Annotated in this window: 19 protein-coding genes; 4 read left to right on the top strand and 15 right to left on the bottom strand. The window is 72.7% G+C overall.

Translation table 11 applies throughout. From position 1 onward, the window contains the following. Positions 1–76: 76 nt before the first annotated feature. The 7 genes from AC3IYI_RS21110 to AC3IYI_RS21080 form a co-directional block, all read right to left on the bottom strand. Positions 77–1993 (bottom strand): C1 family peptidase, encoded by a 1917-nt coding sequence (locus AC3IYI_RS21110; protein ID WP_489405236.1) that lies wholly within the window; start codon positions 1991–1993, stop codon positions 77–79. A gap of 198 nt (positions 1994–2191) precedes the next feature. Then, positions 2192–2539, bottom strand: a complete 348-nt coding sequence (locus AC3IYI_RS21105) for a nuclear transport factor 2 family protein (protein WP_489405235.1) — start codon at positions 2537–2539, stop codon at positions 2192–2194. Continuing rightward, complete coding sequence (locus AC3IYI_RS21100; RefSeq protein WP_489405234.1) at positions 2536–3165, bottom strand: TetR/AcrR family transcriptional regulator; 630 nt, start codon at positions 3163–3165, stop codon at positions 2536–2538. The genes AC3IYI_RS21105 and AC3IYI_RS21100 overlap by 4 nt, the downstream gene beginning before the upstream one ends. A 366-nt stretch (positions 3166–3531) precedes the next feature. Beyond that, positions 3532–4365, bottom strand: a complete 834-nt coding sequence (locus AC3IYI_RS21095) for a hypothetical protein (protein ID WP_489405233.1) — start codon at positions 4363–4365, stop codon at positions 3532–3534. Positions 4366–4576: 211 nt separating this feature from the next. After that, a complete protein-coding gene (locus AC3IYI_RS21090) occupies positions 4577–5062 on the bottom strand; it encodes a GNAT family N-acetyltransferase (RefSeq protein ID WP_489405232.1) in 486 nt (161 codons plus the stop codon). Next, on the bottom strand, positions 5059–5241 hold the full coding sequence (locus AC3IYI_RS21085) for a DUF397 domain-containing protein (RefSeq protein ID WP_489405231.1): 183 nt from the start codon (positions 5239–5241) through the stop codon (positions 5059–5061). The genes AC3IYI_RS21090 and AC3IYI_RS21085 overlap by 4 nt, the downstream gene beginning before the upstream one ends. Positions 5242–5245: 4 nt before the next feature. Then, positions 5246–6172: a helix-turn-helix domain-containing protein gene (locus tag AC3IYI_RS21080; protein ID WP_489405230.1), complete on the bottom strand. Its 927-nt coding sequence runs from the start codon at positions 6170–6172 to the stop codon at positions 5246–5248. 165 nt (positions 6173–6337) lie between these two features. Here AC3IYI_RS21080 and AC3IYI_RS21075 point away from each other — a divergent pair, with 165 nt between their 5' ends. The 3 genes from AC3IYI_RS21075 to AC3IYI_RS21065 are packed head-to-tail and all read left to right on the top strand — an operon-like array spanning position 6338 to position 8602. Then, positions 6338–6730, top strand: a complete 393-nt coding sequence (locus AC3IYI_RS21075; protein WP_489405229.1) for an ATP-binding protein — start codon at positions 6338–6340, stop codon at positions 6728–6730. 31 nt (positions 6731–6761) lie between these two features. Further along, positions 6762–7979, top strand: coding sequence for a DUF1266 domain-containing protein (locus AC3IYI_RS21070; RefSeq protein ID WP_489405228.1), 1218 nt, complete (start codon positions 6762–6764; stop codon positions 7977–7979). Between the two features lie 8 nt (positions 7980–7987). Further along, positions 7988–8602 carry a GNAT family N-acetyltransferase gene (locus tag AC3IYI_RS21065; protein ID WP_489405227.1) on the top strand — a complete coding sequence of 205 codons (615 nt, stop codon included), beginning with the start codon at positions 7988–7990 and terminating at the stop codon, positions 8600–8602. Positions 8603–8619: 17 nt separating this feature from the next. Here AC3IYI_RS21065 and AC3IYI_RS21060 read toward each other — a convergent pair whose 3' ends face one another. From AC3IYI_RS21060 to AC3IYI_RS21050, 3 genes are all read right to left on the bottom strand, one after another. Next, positions 8620–9009, bottom strand: a complete 390-nt coding sequence (locus tag AC3IYI_RS21060) for a VOC family protein (protein ID WP_489405226.1) — start codon at positions 9007–9009, stop codon at positions 8620–8622. 24 nt (positions 9010–9033) lie between these two features. Then, positions 9034–10260, bottom strand: a complete 1227-nt coding sequence (locus AC3IYI_RS21055) for a DUF418 domain-containing protein (RefSeq protein ID WP_489405225.1) — start codon at positions 10258–10260, stop codon at positions 9034–9036. 73 nt (positions 10261–10333) lie between these two features. Further along, positions 10334–11341, bottom strand: coding sequence for an outer membrane protein assembly factor BamB family protein (locus tag AC3IYI_RS21050; RefSeq protein ID WP_489405224.1), 1008 nt, complete (start codon positions 11339–11341; stop codon positions 10334–10336). Positions 11342–11457: 116 nt separating this feature from the next. On the opposite strand from AC3IYI_RS21050, the gene AC3IYI_RS21045 reads away from it, so the two are divergent. Continuing rightward, positions 11458–11868, top strand: a complete 411-nt coding sequence (locus AC3IYI_RS21045; RefSeq protein ID WP_489405223.1) for a PPOX class F420-dependent oxidoreductase — start codon at positions 11458–11460, stop codon at positions 11866–11868. Between the two features lie 20 nt (positions 11869–11888). Here the strand turns inward: AC3IYI_RS21045 and AC3IYI_RS21040 are convergent, their stop codons facing one another. The 5 genes from AC3IYI_RS21040 to pdhA all read right to left on the bottom strand — a co-directional run bounded on the left by AC3IYI_RS21040 (position 11889) and on the right by pdhA (position 17484). After that, positions 11889–12638: a hypothetical protein gene (locus AC3IYI_RS21040; RefSeq protein ID WP_489405222.1), complete on the bottom strand. Its 750-nt coding sequence runs from the start codon at positions 12636–12638 to the stop codon at positions 11889–11891. Between the two features lie 111 nt (positions 12639–12749). Further along, positions 12750–13691: a GNAT family N-acetyltransferase gene (locus AC3IYI_RS21035; RefSeq protein ID WP_489405221.1), complete on the bottom strand. Its 942-nt coding sequence runs from the start codon at positions 13689–13691 to the stop codon at positions 12750–12752. A 118-nt stretch (positions 13692–13809) separates the two neighbouring features. Further along, positions 13810–15276, bottom strand: coding sequence for a dihydrolipoamide acetyltransferase family protein (locus AC3IYI_RS21030; RefSeq protein ID WP_489405220.1), 1467 nt, complete (start codon positions 15274–15276; stop codon positions 13810–13812). A 13-nt stretch (positions 15277–15289) separates the two neighbouring features. Next, positions 15290–16270 (bottom strand): alpha-ketoacid dehydrogenase subunit beta, encoded by a 981-nt coding sequence (locus tag AC3IYI_RS21025; protein WP_489405219.1) that lies wholly within the window; start codon positions 16268–16270, stop codon positions 15290–15292. 5 nt (positions 16271–16275) lie between these two features. Further along, a complete protein-coding gene (gene pdhA, locus AC3IYI_RS21020) occupies positions 16276–17484 on the bottom strand; it encodes a pyruvate dehydrogenase (acetyl-transferring) E1 component subunit alpha (RefSeq protein ID WP_489405218.1) in 1209 nt (402 codons plus the stop codon). Between the last annotated feature and the right edge of the window lie 92 nt (positions 17485–17576).

Raw genomic sequence — 17576 nt, 5'->3', positions numbered from 1 at the left:
ACCATGCGGACCGTCACGATGTAGACCGTCACGATGTAGACCGTCACGATGCGGACCGTCACGATGTGGACCCTGCCTAGGCCGGGCCGATCACCGCCCCCTCGTGCCAGCCGGAGCCGTCGCGCCAGTAGTGCTGGAGCAGGCGGTCGGTGCGCAGGACGATCACCTCCAGGTTGAACCCGAAGCTGCCCTGGAGCATCCCGGTGACCGCCAGCACGTCGTGGCCGAAGACGGCCGAGCGCCGCCAGGGGGCGCCGCCCGCGTTGCCGCGCCACCAGTGCTCGACGCGGCCGCCGCCGCCCGTCACGCACAGCTCGTAGTTCCCGGCGGTGTCCTCGTCGGCCGCCCCGTGCTGCCCCTCGATCAGGCAGGGCGCGGAGGTGATGCCGGAGCCGAAGATCTCGCCGGGGCGCCAGACGAACCCGTTCGGGTCGTCGCGCCACCACAGCTGCATCCGGCCGTCGGCGCGGGTGGCGACCAGGTCGAGGTGGCGGGAGCGGGTCTGGACCAGGGCCGGGCCGAAGTGCGCGATGCCGGAGGCGAAGCGGCCGCCGTCGTTCCAGGTCCAGGGGGCGCCGTTGATCCGCCACCAGTGGTTCAGGCGGCCGTCGGCGGTGCGGACGACCACCTCGAAGTTGCCGGGCGCCCCGTAGTCGCTCTGGATGAAGGCCGGGGTCGAGCCGACCGCCGCGTCGCCGGGGCCGAAGGCGCCGCCGTCGCGCCAGGCGCCGACGAAGTGCTCGTAGTACCAGTGGCGGAGCCGGCCGCCAGTGGTGACGTGCAGGGACTCCATGTTCCGGTTGTACGTGGTCCCCGTGAAGGCGGGCTGGCCGGAGGCGTCGGACGCGAAGCTCTGGGCGCGGATCCAGGCGAAGGGGGCGTCGCCCTCGCGCCACCAGTGGCTCAGGGAGCCCCCGCCGGCTCCGCCGAGCGCCGCCAACTCGAAGTTGCGGTGGGCGCGGCCGTTGCCGCTCTCGTAGACGTTGCCGGTGTGCAGGCGGCGCTTGCTCCACGGGTCGATGTTGGTGTCCTGCAGCCCGCACTTCGCCCAGTCGTCGATCCGCGCCTCGCCGTACGCGATCCGGCCGTAGCCGCCCACGTGGTGGCCGGTCCCCCAGGAGTTCTTGAACAGCCAGCAGCCGGCCGCGTCGTCGTAGCCGGTGATCAGCACGCAGTGGCCGCCCGCCAGGTGGTCGCTGGTGCGGTGGTAGACGCCGGAGCCGAGGCCGAAGAAGTCCTCGTACACGTCGAAGCAGGCCGTCAGCGGGCCCACCGTGTCCAGCCACACCTTCTGCTGCTCCACGTCGCCGAGCAGCACGTGCCCCCCGGTGATGCGGACGGTCCGGCCGGAGCGGTCCCAGCTCGGGGTGCACTCGGCCCGCCAGGCCTCCCGGCGGTCGACGGGTGTGCCGGGCGGCGGCGGCGAGTACGGCCGGCAGCCCGGGTCCGCGAGTCCGCCGTTGGTCCGGATCCAGTCGAGGGCGGCCTCGGGGCTGCCCGTCTGCCCGCAGGGGGACTTCATCCCCTCGTGCACGTCCCCCTCGGACCGCTCGGCCCACACGTGGTGCTCGATGCGGGCCATCGACTCCACCAGGCCCGCCGCCCCGAACGCCCAGCAGGCGCTGCACGGGTTCTGGTCCTTCACCTTGGTGAGCCAGGGCCACCCCCACCGGCTCCGCCAGTCCACGGCGGAGGGGCGCGCGGCGGCGAGGGGGTGGGTTCCGGGGAGCAGGCCGTGCGCCGCCCTGCGCCGGGTGAGGTGCGGATTGCCGCTGACCCGGCCCACGAGGCTCCGCAGGTCCACCGGCGGCGCGGCCCCGGCGGGGGTCAGCTCCGCTGCCGCCGCCGTGCTCGTACCCAGGCCGAGGGCGGGCCTCGGCACGGGGTCCCCGTCGGCGAGGTGCTCGCTCACGGACCACCGCGCCCCGCGCGCCGCGAGCAGGGCCCGCAGCTCCCCCGCGGTCTGGACACGCCCCTCCGACTGCTCCGGCATTCCGGCCCCCCAACGCACCGTACGGATCCGAGCCCCGGGAGCGTCCCCCTGCCCGGAGGGCGCGTCAAGGGGGTCCGCACGGTCGCGCGGCGGCACGAGGGGCGCTGGCCGCTTGGTGAACGGGAGCCCCGGGGTGCGGGTCGCTGCTGCTGCTGGCCGTCGGCCGCCAGGGTCCGGCGGGCGGTCCGGCCGGAGTCGTCAGGCGGGGAGGAAGAATCCGGTCACGTCGGCGAGCAGGCCGTCGCGGTGCACCGCGCTGCTCACGCCCGTCATGAAGGTCTCACCGTCCGGGCCGACCTGGGTCCAGCGGGCCAGTGACCGGTCGTGGTGGTCGAGGACCTCGTCGATGCGGAAGCGGTGTCCGGGAAACGCCCCGGCGAAGCCGTCCATGTACGCGTCCAGTTCGGCCAGGCCGCCGACCTCGGTCCCCGGGTCCCGGTAGGTGACGTCGTCGACCGCGACCGCGCCGAGCGCGGTGAGCCGTATCGAGGGGTCGGCCGACCAGCACGCGGCGTAGTCGTCCCAGAGCTGCTGTTGGTCACTCATCGATGTTCCTCTTCGTTGGCTTGCTCGGCTGTCTTGGCTCGCCTGGCGCCGATCGATGCCAGGGCTCCGTCGGTGATGGTGTGCAGTTTGGCGGCGGCCGTACCGGACCGGACGAGCACCAGCAGTCCCTGGTAGAGCGCCAGGAGCTGGGCGGCTGACTCCTCGACGTCGAGTTCCGGGGGCAGTAGCCGCTGGGCACGGGCGCGCGTCAGCGCGTCGGCGAAGCCGGACTCGATCGTCTCCAGCCCCCGGCGCACGCCCGGCGTCGCCTGCGGAACGGTGAACGACTCCACCGCGCTGTTGGTGAGCAGGCACCCCGGATCGGGTTCGGGGCCGATGCCGGTGTCGAACGCCGAGGTGAAGAACGAGCGGATGCCGGCCACGGGGTCCTCCGCATCCCGCAGATGGACGCGGACCCGGCCCTCCACCACACGCTCGTTGTAGGCGTCCAGCGCGGCACTGAACAGGCCTTCCTTGCTGTGGAACGCCCGGTACAGGCTGCCCGGGTGCATTCCGGTCGCCTCTTCGAGGTCGCGCAGCGAGGCGCCGAGGTATCCACGACGACGGAACAGGCGCATGGCGGAGGCCAGCACTTCGTCCTGGTCCCAGACCTGCTTGCGGCCCATCAACCCTCCCCGTAGTTGAACGATCGCTCACAAACTAGCACGCTCGTGGCCCCTATAGGCCAACCACTGCTGCCGCGCCCTGAGCACAGCCGGGTCAACTGAGCCGCTCACGGGCCAAGTGACGGGTGCTGACCGAGGCGCAGGCGCGCTCTTCCGGCAACACCGGGGCGGAGGCGCGCAGCCGCCAAGGGTGGGCAGTGTCAGGGCGGACGCGTGCCGCGCTCCACCAGCAGTACCGGGCCGGAGGCGCAGCCGCCACGGGTGGGCAGCGTCAGGGCAGGGTGGGGCGTGCTCAACCCCGGGCGCCCGGCGGGGCGCTGCCGCTGGTGGGCGGGCAGCGCCAGGGCCGGGGGTACGGCGGCTTCGCTACTGGACGGGCAGCGGGACCGGGAGCGGCGGGGCCGGGACCGGGAGCGGGGGCAGGCCCGGGAGGCCGAGGCCGGTGAGCAGGGCGACCAGGGCCGCGACCAGGTCGGTCACCACGTCCGTGGCCTTGGCCTTGGCGTCGGTGGAGCAACCGCAGGGGCCGGCGGCCTTGGTGAGGCCGTCGACGGAGCCCTTGAGCTTGTCGATGGCACCGGTGGCCAGGTCGAGCGGACCGGCGGCGGGCTTGGCCTTGTGGACGGAGACGGTGAGCGCCACGGGCAGCGCAGGCGCCGCCACCGGCAGCTTCGGCGCGTCGACCGGCAGCTTCGGAGCCTCGACGGGCAGCGCCGGGGCCTCAGCAGGGAGCTTCGGAGCGTCCACCGGCGGCTTCGGAGCCTCAACGGGCAGCTTGGGGGCCTCCACCGGGAGCTTCGGCGGGTCCACCGGCAGCTTCGGGGCGTCCACCGGCGGGAGCGGTACCGGGAGGGCCGGGGCGGCGGGCAGGCTCTTCTTCAGCTCGGCGATCGCGGCGTCGATCTTCTCCTTGAAGGCAGCCAGGTCCGCGTCCGGGATCTTGCCGTCGGGGGACTTCAGGACGGCCGCCAGCAGATCGGTGACGGGTTTGAGCAGCCCGCCGACCCCGCCCAACGACTGCACCTGCGCGAGCAGGGCCTCCGTACCGGGGATGGCCTTCCCGGCCGGCGCGGCCGCCACGAACGCGGCGGCCTGCGGCTTCGCGGACGACTCCGCCGCCGCCGACGCCAGACCGGGGGACGCGGTCAGCAGGGTCAGGCAGAGGGCGGCGGGAAGGGTGTAGCGCGTGATGCGGTGCAACGGATCTCTCCTGTCGAGGAGCCGCGGCATGGGACGTGCCGGGGCGTGGCGTGACGTGGGACGGGACATGGGACGTGTCCCAGCCCACTCACCGACACCCCGTCAGCCCCCGCAACCCGAGCCCCCGCACGGCCCGCGCGGACACGCCGCGCAACCGGCCTACGTACGCCCTTGACCTGCGTCTACGCCGTCACCCTCGGGCGATGCCCCGTCAGACGGGTCCCTCCCAGCGGATCTCGCCGTCCTCGACCCGGTCCGTGGCGGCGAGTCCGACCCGTGTGGCGACGGCCGCGGATGCGGTGTGGTCGGGATGCACATGCGCGATGACCGAGCGCACCCCGGCCTGCGCCCCGAGCCATTCGACCATCGCCCGGGTCGCCTCGGTGGCGATGCCGCGGCGCTGCCAGGCCGTACCGACGACCCAGGCGATCTCGGCGGCCTCCCCGAACACGGTCGCCTGGACCGTGCCGGTCAGGCAGTTCTCGGCGTCGAGCCGGACCACCCAGTTGCACCAGGAGACGGCGGGGTCCGGCGAACCGGCGACCAGTCGTTCATAGCGGGCGTGCAGCTCCGACACGGTGAGCGGGGCCCCGCCGATGAAGCCGTGCAGCTCTGGGTCCCCGAGCACGGCGGCCATCTCCCCGGCGTGCGAGGCCTCCAGCGGCAGCAGCGTCAGCCGATCGGTGCGGATCATCATCCCGCCTGAGTCGCCGCGAAGTCGGCCCACGCGGTGGCGGTGACCCGGATGACGGGCCCGTCCGCCTGCTTGCTGTCCCGGACGGCGACGGTTCCGACCACGTTGGTCGCCACCTCGACGCACTCCGAATCGGTCTGGCCTTCGCTGTAACTGGACTTCTTGAACTCGAAGTTCTTCACGTGACTACGTACCTTTACTGATCGCTTCGATCAGGTCGATGGAAGCCTGCGGAGCGAGACTCATGCGTGTCAGGCGCTCGAACGTCCGGGTGTACTTCTCGCTGGCTTCCGCCCCCTCTGCCCACACAGTAGACGCGATGCCCTCGGCATAGCCCACGTCCAGGGCCCCGGGTTCGGCGAACGACAGGACGTTGAACGCGCCGCCGGCGGCATGGTGCGCCCCTGCTCGGAAGGGCAGCACCTGGACGTGGACGTGGGGCTGTCTTGCCATCTCCACGAGGTGGTCGAGTTGTGCGCGCATGACGTCGGGGCCACCGATCTGCTGACGCAGCGCAGCCTCCCAGAGCACCGCGTGGAACCCCGCCGGCTTCTCACCCCAGAGGCGTGCTTGCCGCTTCAGCCTCGACTGCACCAGCACCTCGATCTCGTCGGGGTTCGTCCAGTCGGATGTGACACCGAGAGCCCGCACATAGTCCGCGGTCTGCAGGAGCCCTGGCACCAACGCCAGTTGCCACGTGCGGATGTAGGTCGCCACCTCTTCCATCGCCACGTACTCGCCGAGACCGCCCACCTGGGGGACGTGGTGCCACCAGCCCTTGACCTTCCGGCGTTCACGGTCCAGACGGGCCAAGTCCAGCAGTCCGCTCACGAACTCCGCGTCGGTCACTCCGTAGAACTCGCACAGCACGCGGATGTCCGGGTCGCGCATGGGCACCCAGCCGCTCTCCATCTTCTGGACCTTCGTCGGCGTCGCGGTGATCTCCCCGGCCGCCTGAGCCTGGGTTCTGCCCGCCGCTGCGCGCAGCTTGGACAGCTCGCCACCCAACCTGCGGCCCAACACCGTTGACACCCGGTTGCCCTCGGGTTCTCGCATTCCACGGTTCACCGCGCCAGTCTCGCGCCATCCTCCGGCGGAAGTCGACACCGTCACCCATTCAGGGAACATAATCCCCGAACGGCTTGTGCCCCAGAGGTGTCGTCCCTACCGTCAGTGCCGAGCGAACTACTCACCGCACAGAGTCAGTTGGCGGAAGCGCACCGGCCTGTCCACGGGACGGCACCGGCATGACACCGCCCGTACCGGAGGTGCAGCACCATGGACCGTCACGACGTACGGAACTACCCGCCCCGCCAGGACTCCGTACCCACCGCCCGCCGGCACACCGCCTGGCTCGCCGTGGCGTGGGGGCGGCCCGAGCTGGCGGCGGACGCTGCGCTGCTGACCAGCGAGCTCACCACCAACGCGCTGCTGCACGGCTCCGTCTGGGACCGGTACTTCCGGGTCGAGGTCCGCCTCACCGGAGCAGTGCTCCGCATCGAGGTCACCGATCCGAAAGGAGAGCGCCGCCCCGAACCGCGAGCGGCACTCGCCGACCACGACCAGTTCGGGCGCGGGCTGCACATCGTCAAAGCCCTCTCGGCGCACTGGGGATGCACGGACCTGGTCGTCGGCAAGACCGTGTGGGCGGAGCTGGCCGCCGCCCACTGAGGGCAGGAGATCCCCCGTTAGGGTGATCCACATGGATGGGTGGACGGCGCCGAGTTCCATCGAGCGCGAGCTGCACGAGGCCAAGGCGCGCGGGGACTGGCCGGGGTACCTCGACGCCCTCGCACGCAGCGAGCTGTTCCTGCCGCAGTCCCGGGCGCAGGTCGACGCCGAGCCCACGACGGCCCGCTTCCACCCCACCCCCGACCGGCGCTGCCTCGTCGTCCACACCCGCGGCATGCTGCCGGTCCCCGACCCGCACACCGTGTACCTGCCCAGGTCACTCGCCTGGTTCGCGAACGCATGGGACTCCGCCGACCCCCCGCACCTCGCCGTGAACCCCGGCACCCCCTCCGAGGCCTACCTCACGACCACGCCCGCCGACCTCGCCCGCTGGCGCGCCCACTGGGACGCCGTGGCCCCGGTCTGGGGCCTCGCCCCCGGAGCCGTGCACTCCCTGCACGTCGGCGGCCCGCTGCACGGGCCGGTCGCGCACGGGGTCGCCGTCGGAGCCCATCTCGCCGTCTCCAACGGGGAGTTCTGGAACGCACTGGCCTACCACGGCAACGGATACACCCGAGAGCGCGAACGGCTGCGCAAGGGCTGGGGCATCACCGGCGCCACCGAATGGCACGACACGCTGCGCCGCCTGCTGGCCACCGAGATGGTCAGCCCCGTCTGGGAGTTCGCCCTGCGCGTGCGCCGCGTGCTCGCCTCCGACTTCGCCGGCCCCGTGGACGTGGAGCACTGGCGGCACGCCGCCGCCTCCACCCTGCGCCGCAGCGCCGAACGGGCCGCCGAGCCGCAGCTCACCCCCGACGGGGTCACCGTCGCCGCGCCCCGCCCCACCGCCGAGGTGGAGGGCGAGGTGGCGGGCGTGCAGCGGCTGATCGGCCGGATCGCCCGCTACGAGCAGCGCTTCCGTGCCGACGGGCTGCTGCCCGAGGACGGCTGGGTCCGCTCCGTGGAGGGCTGGGACCAGGGCCGGGCCTCGCAGATGGCCCGTTGGGGCCTCGGGACCCGCTACGGAACACTCGCCGACGCGGAACACGGCGTACTGCGCGCCTCAGAGGCGGCGAGGGCCACGTACCGCTCCTGGGAGGAGTTCTCCGCCGGGTACGCCCTGGGGCGCTGCCTGCACTTCGACGAGGAGGAGTTCGGCGAGTGGTACACGGGCGTGCTGGCCACCCACCTCACCCTGGTCACCGACCCGGCGAGCCCCTGGCGCAACATCCCCTGGCGGGCACCCTAAGGAGCCACATGACGCAGCAAGGCCCCCTCACGACGGAGCGCATGGACGGCCCGGCCGCGGTACGGGCCGCGGACGCGTTCAGGCTGGTCTACGCCGAGGCGTTCGCGGAGGCTCCGTACCACGAGACCGACGAGCACGTCGCCGCCGCCTTCCGCCGCTTCGCCGTGCAGACGCGCAGGCCCGCCTTCCGCGCGGCCTTGGCCCGTACCCCCGGCGGCGAACCGGCCGGCATGGCCTACGGCTGGACGCTCGCGCCCGACGCGGTGTGGTGGGACGAACTCACCGAGCCCGTGTCCGACGCCATGCGGCGCGAGGACGGCCGCCGCACCTTCGGGCTGATCGAACTCGCCGTGCGCGGGCCGTGGCGCGGACAGGGTGTCGCGCGGCGGCTCCACACGGCGCTGCTCGACGGCCTCACGGCCGAGCGGGTGCTGCTGAAGGTCCACCAGGAGGCCGGGACGGCCTCGGCCGCCTACCGGGCGTGGGGGTACCGCAAGATCGGCGAAGCCCGGCCCCCGGGCGCCGACGCGGGCGGGGACGCGGGCGGGGACGCGGGCGGAGACGCGGGCGGGGACACGGGCACGGACCTGCGTGACGTGATGCTGCTCGATCTGCGGCGCTGAAGGCGACGGCCCTCAGCTCACGGCCGGGGGTCCATGGCGGCCTTGTCGGACTCGCTGCGCAGGACGCAGAACTCGTTGCCCTCGGGGTCGGCGAGGACGGCCCAGCCCGAGCCGTCGGGGTTGCGGCGATCGGCGACCAGGACGGCGCCGAGGCCCAGCAGCCGGTCCACCTCCCACTCGCGCGAGCCCTCGGGGCGCAGGCACAGGTGGATCCGGTTCTTGACCGTCTTGGCCTCGGGCACCTGGTTGAAGTACAGCGCCGGGCCCTCGGCCAGCAGCACCTGCGTCGCCCGGTCACCCGGTCTGGCGTCCGGATCCACCGGGCGGCCCGTCACGCCGCTCCAGAAGCGGGCCAGCCCATAGGCATCCGCACAATCGATCGCCACGTTCTGCACTACCGAAACCATGCGGCCAGCCTTGCCGATCACCGCTCAGGACGCCACGGGGTTGTGGCGCTCGTCACGGCTTCGCGGGAGCCGGGCGAGGGTGACCGCGCGCAGCAGCCATTCCACCGGTCCGTAGCGGTGCCGGGCCATCAGGTGCTTGCTGAGCACGAGTTGGGACCCGTACAGGGAGAGCGCGCCGAAGACGACGGCGGCCGCGCCGAGGCGGTCGTACAGGGCGAGGCCGTATGCGGTGAAGACGAGGGCCATGACCAGGGACTGGCTCAGGTAGTTCGTCAGGGCCATCCGGCCGGCCGGGGCGAGGAGCAGGGCGATGCGCCCGCCCGGGGCCGTCCTCATGAAGAGGAGCATGCCGCAGACGTACGCGGCGGTGAGCGCGGGGGCCGTGACCATACCCACGACCGAGCCGAGGAGGGACCACCGGGGACCGAGCGCACCGCCGGCGGCCACGGCCATGAAGAGGCTGCCGGGCAGGCCCACGGCGACGCCGAGCACACACATGCGGCGCATCCGGGCCGTGTGCCTTCCCGTGTCGGCGAGGAGGCGGCGCTTGCCGCAGTACAGGCCGGTCAGGAAGGCGGCCAGGACGAGGCCGCCCATCAGCGGTACGGCGAGGAGCGCGTCGGGCAGCTGGCCGAGGTTGGCCCGCACGACGGAGGCCGGGTCGCCGCGGTAGTCGGCAACCAGGGCGGCGAACTCCGGGGAGAGTTCGTTCAATCCGGCCGCCTCGGTGTCCGACATGAACAGGGAGCCCAGCCCCAGGAGGAGCAGGAAGGCGCTCGTGCAGCCGTACACGATCCGGGCCGCGCGCCGGGCCGCCCCGGGCGAGCAGGTGCGGGCAGCGATCAGGATCAGGCCGATCAGCGCGTAGGTCATGAGGATGTCGCCGGTGTACAGCAGGACGGCGTGCAGGAAGCCCAGGACGAGCAGGCCGAGCGAGCGGCGCAGCATCCGGGGAACGGCGCTCGCGCCCTCGCGTGCGGCGGAGTCCTGCTGAAGGGTGAAGCTGTAGCCGAAGAGGAACGAGAACATCAGGTAGAACTTGCCGACCGCCAAGGCCTGTACGGCCCCCTCGACGGTCCGGTCGAGCATGGAGGCATCCGGGTCGACGGCGCCACCGGGGCCGTACGGGCCGGCCATCATCAGCGCGTTCACCAGCAGGATGCCCAGCAGCGCGAAACCGCGCAGGGCGTCGACCTCCGGTATGCGTGTCGGCCGGTCTGTCCGTTCGTGCGCAGCAGCCGTTGCGGGCACCGCTCCCCCAAGTGGTCGTGGGCTCTCTCGTGGAGACGGTAGCCCGGCGGGTCGGGGCCGGGTCCCCGGCCCCTCACTCGCGCGCGTAAACCGAGAAGGGGCGCACCCCCGGACCCTGCCGCGCGGCGACTACCAGGTCCTCGTACACGAGCAGGGCCGGCAGTTCGCCCTTCGCCCGGTCCACGTCGAGACCGGTGTCCATGCTCTCCTTCTCGTCGCCGGTGGCGGCGTCGAGCACCCGCAGGTCGTCGAGGCCGTCGTTGCGGGAGCCGCGGTCGGCGAGGACGGTCACCCGGCCGCCGGTCACGTCCAGGGCGCGCAGACCGCCCGCGACGCCCACGTCCCGAAGCCACACCTGGCTGCCGCTCGCGAGGTCGAAGGCGACCACCCGGTCCCGGTACGCCTTGCGCTGCCTGCTCTCGGCGCCGAGATAGAGCCGCCCGTCCGCGATGGCCACGAGAGCCGGCGTGTCTACCCGGCCGCCGAGGAGTGCGGTCCACCGCTGCTTGCCATCGGCGAGGTCGAACGCGGCGAGCCGCAGTTCGGTGCGGTCGCAGGCGAGTACGGCCACCACCTGCCGCTCCCCGGCGGCAACCTGCTCGGGCACGCAGCCCTCGGGCACGGCGGCCGTCCAGCGCGGGGCGCCGGTCCTCAGGTCGAAAGCGCGCAGGGCCTTCGCCCCGGAGACCTTGGGCCGGGTGCTGGGAGTCCACATGTCCTCGCCGATGGCCCACATGTCGTCGGCGTCCCGCAGGACGGCTGTCCCGCCACCGACGGCGACCATGTCGCTGAACGTCTCCGTCAGTTCCCCGCCCGGGGTACGGGGCGTGTGCCATCGTTCGCGGCCGGTCGTGAGGTCGAGCGCGGCCACGGTCGAGCATCCCCCGTTCGCCATGTTCCCCCGGGCGATCAGGACGACGGAGCCGGCCGTGCGGCGGCTGACGGTGCAGATGCGCTCCTGCCCGGGCGGGGCGTACTCCCAGCGCCCCTTGCCGGTCCTCGCGTCGAAGGCGGTGACCGCGTCGTACCGGCTGCGGACGAGTGTGTCGCCGACCACCCAGGCCCCGTTGCCGTACTTCATGGCGCCGCCGTCGACCGGGGCCTCCCAGGCGACGCGCAGCGAGCCCCCCGGGGCAGAGCAGCCCGCCGTGAGGAAGTCGCTTGGGGCGAGCGGGCGCCCCGATTACCGTTCCTCCCATGACTCTTGTGCTCAGCGACACCGTCCGAAAGCTCCTCGACGCCCCGCACCCAGCGGTGCTCGCGACCCTCAACCCCGATGGCAGTCCGCAGAGTTCGGTGGTGTGGGTGACGCGGGACGGCGACGAGATCCTGATCTCCACCGTGCGCGGCCGCCGCAAGGAGCGCAACATCGTGCGGGACGCCCGGATCGGCCTCACCGTCTTCGACCTGGCCAACACCGACCTCTACGCCGAGATCCGCGGCACCGCCACCGTCACCGAGGACACCGGCCGGGCCGTCGCCGTCCGGCTCGCGGAGGAGTACGAGGGACCGGGCGCGGGCGCGGAGTATGCGAACGCCCCGGCCGAGAACGTCCGGGTCGTCATACGCCTCACCCCGGCCAAGGTGCTCGGCAGCGCGGCGCGCTGAAGCCCACCGCGCGGCAGGCCCTACGGAAGCCCCGGCCGCACCGCCGCCCAGGCGTCCAGCGCCGCCGCCAGGGGGTCGGTCGCCGCGAGGTACGGCCGGGCGGGTTCCGTACAGCCGAGCAGGTTCTTGATGCGGCGCAGCCGGAGGATGTCGGCGCGCGGCAGGTCCCGCCACACGCGTGCCTGCGCAGCCGCCTGCGCCGGGGTCAGCTCGAAGCGGGCCAGCACGGCCCGGCACAGGGCGGCGGGGTCCCGGTCGCCGTCCCCGTCCTCTCCGGGCCCGAGATACCGGATCAAGTAGGCGTGTACGTAAGGCCGTTCCTCCGGCCGGCCCAGCCGGTCGAGGGCGGCCAGCGCGACCCGGGCCCAGCGCAGCCGCACCCCGTCGGGCAGCTCCTCGTTCTGCATCGAGAACGTGGCCAGGCACCGCAGCGTCTCCGAATGCGGCTCCTCCAGCAACGGGGGCCCGGTGGCCAGCCAATCCTCCAGGTCGGCCAGCGCGTGCCCGTCCGGCGGTACGTACGTCAGCACCTGCCCGCGCGCGAGCAGCGCGACCACGGGCCCCGTGAGCTGCACCTTCGCCACGTGCCCCGCGTCGAAGGACCCGACCGCGCGCCCGTACCGCTCGATCTCCCGCAGCCTGGTCCGCAGCCCGCCGGCCGCGAACACCTGCCCGGACCGCGCCACCCCGCCGATGCACCGCACCACGCACACGCCACCCGTGACATCGGCCGTCTCGACGGCACACACCTGCAACTCCGCGAAGGACACCCGCTCCCACCCCTCTCCCGGCGGGGAGGCTACCCCCGGGAGCCCGCGTGCGCAGTCACTTCGTGACCGCGCACGGACCACGTTCGCCCGAGACGACCCCGGCGGTTCCGTTCAGGCCCCCTGTTCCGCCTCCAGGACCAGGCGGATCTCCGTGACTTCGTACCCGGCGCGGGTGAAGGCGGCGGCCATCGGGGCGTTCACGGTGTCCGTGGTGGCGGTGATGCGGTCGGCTCCCTCGGAGGCGTGGAAGCGGGTGATCTCGGCGAGGATCTCGTCGATCAGGCCCTGGCCGCGCTGTTCGGGGACGACGCCGAGGTAGCCGACGTTGCGGTGGTACGGGGTCGCGGAGGGGATCGCCATTCCGGCGAGCGTGCCGTCGGGCAGGTGGGCCAGGCGCCACCAGGAGCGCTCGCCCGGGCAGTCGGTGTAGAACTCGATGTCGTCGCGCGCCAGTTCCTCGGCGTCGATCGTGCGGAGCTCGTTCTGGGTGTGCAGGTCCAGGCTGCCGGACGAGAGGCGGACGAAGGCGTCGACGAACTCCTCGTCGGTGCCTTCGCGGAAGACGAGGCGGCCGGTGGGCTCGGCAGTCCCGGCGGCGGGGGTCCACTCGAAACGGAGCCGCTCGATCTCGCGGACCAGGCCGGAGGAGGCGGCCGCCTTCCGGCGCCAGGCGACCGCGTCGGCCAGGCCGTCGGGGGAGGTGCGCCAGTCGCGCGGGAGCGAGATGTTGTAGTCGGGGAACTTGCCGAAGGCCTCGTGTCCGGCGGCGAGCAGCCCGGCGGCGACGGCGGCCGGGTCCGCCGCGGTGCTCCGTACCTGGAGGCAGTCGAGCGCGATCGGCCGCTCGCTGTCGGCGCGGCCCCACCACAGGGCGCGGGCCAGGACCTCGCCGTTCTCGTCCTCGGCGATCCAGGTCCACTCGGGGCGCATCTGGCCCGCGGCGAGCTCTTCGCGGATCTTCTCGGGGGTGAGGGCGGGGACGGGGCCGTCGGCCGGGTAGGCGAGGGCGCGGTCCAGGTCGGCGGGGTCTGCGGTGGCAGCGCGGAAATGCATTGGCCGATGATCACACCGCCGCGGAAACCCCCACAAGGGCATTTCGCCGCGTCGGAGCGGGCACCGGGCGCAACGGAACCGGCCCCCCGGCAGGTGCCGGGGGGGCCGGTCCGGGCCGTCAGGACCAGGTGATCAGACGGCGGGGGTGCTCCAGGACGGCGGCGATGTCCGCGAGGAAGCGGGAGCCGAGTTCGCCGTCGATGAGGCGGTGATCGAAGGACAGCGCCAGCGTGGTGACGTGGCGGGCCTTGACCTTGCCCTTGTGGACCCACGGCTGGAGCTTGATCGCGCCGACCGCGAGGATCGCGGACTCTCCGGGGTTCAGGATGGGCGTACCGGTGTCGACGCCGAAGACGCCGACGTTGGTGATGGTGATGGTGCCGTGCTGCATGTCGGCCGGGGAGGTCTTGCCCTCGCGGGCCGTGGCGACCAGCCCGGACAGGGCCTGCGACAGCTCGCCGAGCGTCTTGGCGTGGGCGTCCTTGATGTTCGGGACGATCAGCCCGCGGGGCGTGGCCGCCGCGATGCCCAGGTTGACGTAGTGCTTGAGCACGATCTCCTGGGCCGCCTCGTCCCAGGACGCGTTGACGTCCGGGTTGCGGCGGATCGCCACGAGGACGGCCTTGGCGATCAGGAGCAGCGGGTTGATCCGCAGACCGGCGAGGTCCGGGTCCTCCTTGAGCTCCTGGACCAGCTTCATCGTGCGCGTCACGTCGAAGGTGATGAACTCGGTGACGTGCGGCGCGGTGAAGGCGGAGCCGACCATGGCCTGGGCGGTGACCTTGCGGACGCCCTTGACCGGGATACGGGTCTCGCGGACCGACCCGGCCACCTCGGCCGGGGCCTGGGCCTGTACCGGAGCCGCCTGGACCGCCGGAGCCGCCACCGGTGCCGCCGGAGCCGCCGGAGCCGCCGCCTGCGGGGTGAGGGCCGCCGCGGCCGCCGCGTGCACGTCCTCGCGGGTCACGACCCCGCCGTCGCCGGTGGGGATCACCGCCGCCAGGTCGATGCCGAGGTCCTTGGCGAGCTTGCGCACCGGCGGCTTCGCCAGCGCCTTGCCCGCTCCGCTCTGCGCCGGGACCACGACGGCCGGGGCCGCCGGAGGAGCCGGGGCAGCCGGAGCGGCCGGGGCCGCCTGGGCCACGCCCGTGCCGTTCTGCGCGGCCACCGCGGGCTGCGGCGCAGCCTTGCGCGGGCGGCGCTTCGTAGAGGCGGTGGAGACTCCGTAGCCGACCAGGACGGGCTGGCGGGCCGCCGGGGCCTCGGGCTCCGCCTCGGCGGCGGCCGGAGCGGCGGCCGGAGCAGCGGCGACGGCCTCGGCCGCTGCCGGACCCTCCTCGCCGGGGGCCGTCTGGACCGAAATGATGACCTGGCCGACGTCGACCGTGACGCCCTCCTCGAAGAGGAGCGCGTGCACGACCCCGTCGAAGGGGATCGGCAGCTCGACGGCCGCCTTCGCCGTCTCCACCTCGCAGACGACCTGGCCGTCGGTGACCGTGTCACCCGGCTGGACGTACCACTTGAGGATCTCGGCCTCGGTGAGGCCCTCGCCCACATCGGGCATCTTGAATTCGCGGATCGTCATCGCAGGGCTCTCCTCAGTACGCCAGCGAGCGGTCGACTGCGTCGAGCACCCTGTCCAGGCCCGGCAGATACTCGTCCTCCAGGCGGGCCGGCGGGTACGGGGCGTGGTAGCCGCCGACGCGCAGCACGGGCGCCTCCAGGTGGTAGAAGCACCGCTCCGTGATGCGAGCGGCGATCTCCGAACCCACACCGAGGAACACCGGCGCCTCGTGGACCACCACGAGCCGGCGGGTCTTCTCCACCGACGCCTGGATCCCGTCGAAGTCGACCGGGGACATCGAGCGCAGGTCGACGACCTCCACCGACTTGCCCTCCTCGGCGGCCGCCGCGGCGGCCTCCAGGCAGACCTTCACCATGGGCCCGTAGGCCGCCAGGGTGATGTCGGTACCCGTACGGGCCACGCGCGAGCCGTGCAGCGCGTCGGGGATGGCCTCGACGTCGACCTCGCCCTTGTCCCAGTAGCGGCGCTTCGGCTCGAAGAAGATCACCGGGTCGTCGCTGAGGATGGACTGCTGGAGCATCCAGTAGGCGTCGCTCGCGTTGGACGGCGAGACCACCTTCAGGCCCGGGACGTGCGCGAACAGCGTCTCCGGGGACTCCGAGTGGTGCTCGACCGCGCCGATGCCGCCCGCGTAGGGGATGCGGATGACGACGGGCATCTTGATGGTGCCGAGCGAGCGCGCGTGCATCTTGGCGAGCTGCGTGACGATCTGGTCGTACGCCGGGAAGACGAACCCGTCGAACTGGATCTCCACGACCGGCCGGTACCCGCGCAGGGCCAGGCCGATCGCGGTGCCGACGATGCCGGACTCGGCGAGCGGGGTGTCGATGACCCGCTCCTCGCCGAAGTCCTTCTGCAGTCCGTCGGTGATGCGGAAGACGCCGCCGAGCTTGCCGACGTCCTCACCCATGATCAGGACCTTGGGGTCCTCTTCCAGGGCCTTGCGCAGGGAGTCGTTGAGCGCTTTCGCGATGGTGAGCTTCTGTACGGCCATGACGGTCACTCCCCGCCTTCGAAGGACGCGAGGTAGGCGGCGAACTGCGCGCGCTCCTCGTCGACGAGCGCGTGCCCGTCCGCGTAGACGTTCTCGAAGATCGCCATCGTGTCGGGGTCGGGCATCGAGCGCACGACCTCGCGCACCCGCTTGCCGAGCGCCTCGCTCTCCACCTCCAGCTGCTCGAAGTACGCCTCGTCGGCGCCTCCGGTGGCCAGCAGGTGGGCCTTCAGGCGCAGGATCGGGTCCTTGGCCTCCCAGGCCGCCGTCTCCTCGTCGCGCCGGTACTTCGTCGGGTCGTCGGAGGTGGTGTGCGCACCCATCCGGTACGTGAAGGCCTCCACCAGGGTGGGCCCCTCTCCCCGGCGGGCCCGCTCCAGCGCCCAGCGGGTCACCGCGAGGCAGGCCAGTACGTCGTTGCCGTCCACCCGGACGCCCGGGAAGCCGAAGCCCTGCGCGCGCTGGTAGAGCGGCACGCGCATCTGGCGCTCGGTGGGCTCGGAGATGGCCCACTGGTTGTTCTGGCAGAAGAACACCACGGGCGAGTTGTAGACCGCCGAGAAGGTGAAGGCCTCCGCCACGTCGCCCTGGCTGGACGCGCCGTCGCCGAAGTAGGCGATGACGGCCGAGTCGGCGCCGTCCTTGGCCACGCCCATCGCGTACCCGGTCGCGTGCAGCGTCTGGGAGCCGATGACGATCGTGTACAGGTGGAAGTTGTTGGTGGTCGGGTCCCAGCCACCGTGGTTCACACCGCGGAACATGCCGAGGAGGTTGGTCGGGTCGACCCCGCGGCACCAGGCCACACCGTGTTCCCGGTAGGTCGGGAAGACGTAGTCGTCGTCGCGCAGGGCCCGGCCGGAGCCGATCTGGGCGGCCTCCTGGCCGAGCAGCGAGGCCCACAGGCCCAGCTCGCCCTGGCGCTGGAGGGCGGTCGCCTCGCCGTCGAAGCGGCGGGTCATGACCATGTCGCGATAGAGATTGCGCAGGTCATCGGTGGTGATGTCGGCGACGAAGGGTGCGAATTCCGCGACGTCGGGATTTTCCGCGACGTCGACGCGCACCCCCTCGGGCGTCAGCAGCTGTACGAGCTGGGGCTCGGCGTCATGCGTCTTCGCGGTGGCAGCGGCGGGCTTGGCGGCGCTTGTTGCGCCGGCCGGCCGCTTGGTGCCACTGCTGCGTCGCGGCTTGCGCGCGGCAGTGCTCTCCACGGTCACGATTGCTCCTCCGTCGGTCCGGCTCCCGGGTTCTCCGGGGACCAGTGCGGCTCACCTGGATCTCTGCCCGCGCACGGGGTGGGTGCGCTTCG

It is taken from the genome of Streptomyces sp. GL_148, assembly GCF_057834205.1.
This window is presented reverse-complemented; position numbering and strand designations above follow the sequence as displayed.

Bases quoted from the DNA above. Each gene is read 5' to 3' on its own strand.
- AC3IYI_RS21065 (WP_489405227.1), top strand. From the start codon at position 7,988: ATGACGCAGCAAGGCCCCCTCACGACGGAGCGCATGGACGGCCCGGCC.
- AC3IYI_RS21110 (WP_489405236.1), bottom strand. From the start codon at position 1,993: ATGCCGGAGCAGTCGGAGGGGCGTGTCCAGACCGCGGGGGAGCTGCGG.
- AC3IYI_RS21025 (WP_489405219.1), bottom strand. From the start codon at position 16,270: ATGGCCGTACAGAAGCTCACCATCGCGAAAGCGCTCAACGACTCCCTG.
- AC3IYI_RS21070 (WP_489405228.1), top strand. From the start codon at position 6,762: ATGGATGGGTGGACGGCGCCGAGTTCCATCGAGCGCGAGCTGCACGAG.
- AC3IYI_RS21050 (WP_489405224.1), bottom strand. From the start codon at position 11,341: ATGAAGTACGGCAACGGGGCCTGGGTGGTCGGCGACACACTCGTCCGC.
- AC3IYI_RS21075 (WP_489405229.1), top strand. From the start codon at position 6,338: ATGGACCGTCACGACGTACGGAACTACCCGCCCCGCCAGGACTCCGTA.
- AC3IYI_RS21060 (WP_489405226.1), bottom strand. From the start codon at position 9,009: ATGGTTTCGGTAGTGCAGAACGTGGCGATCGATTGTGCGGATGCCTAT.
- AC3IYI_RS21105 (WP_489405235.1), bottom strand. From the start codon at position 2,539: ATGAGTGACCAACAGCAGCTCTGGGACGACTACGCCGCGTGCTGGTCG.
- AC3IYI_RS21035 (WP_489405221.1), bottom strand. From the start codon at position 13,691: ATGCATTTCCGCGCTGCCACCGCAGACCCCGCCGACCTGGACCGCGCC.
- AC3IYI_RS21045 (WP_489405223.1), top strand. From the start codon at position 11,458: ATGACTCTTGTGCTCAGCGACACCGTCCGAAAGCTCCTCGACGCCCCG.
- AC3IYI_RS21090 (WP_489405232.1), bottom strand. From the start codon at position 5,062: ATGATGATCCGCACCGATCGGCTGACGCTGCTGCCGCTGGAGGCCTCG.
- AC3IYI_RS21100 (WP_489405234.1), bottom strand. From the start codon at position 3,165: ATGGGCCGCAAGCAGGTCTGGGACCAGGACGAAGTGCTGGCCTCCGCC.
- AC3IYI_RS21030 (WP_489405220.1), bottom strand. From the start codon at position 15,276: ATGACGATCCGCGAATTCAAGATGCCCGATGTGGGCGAGGGCCTCACC.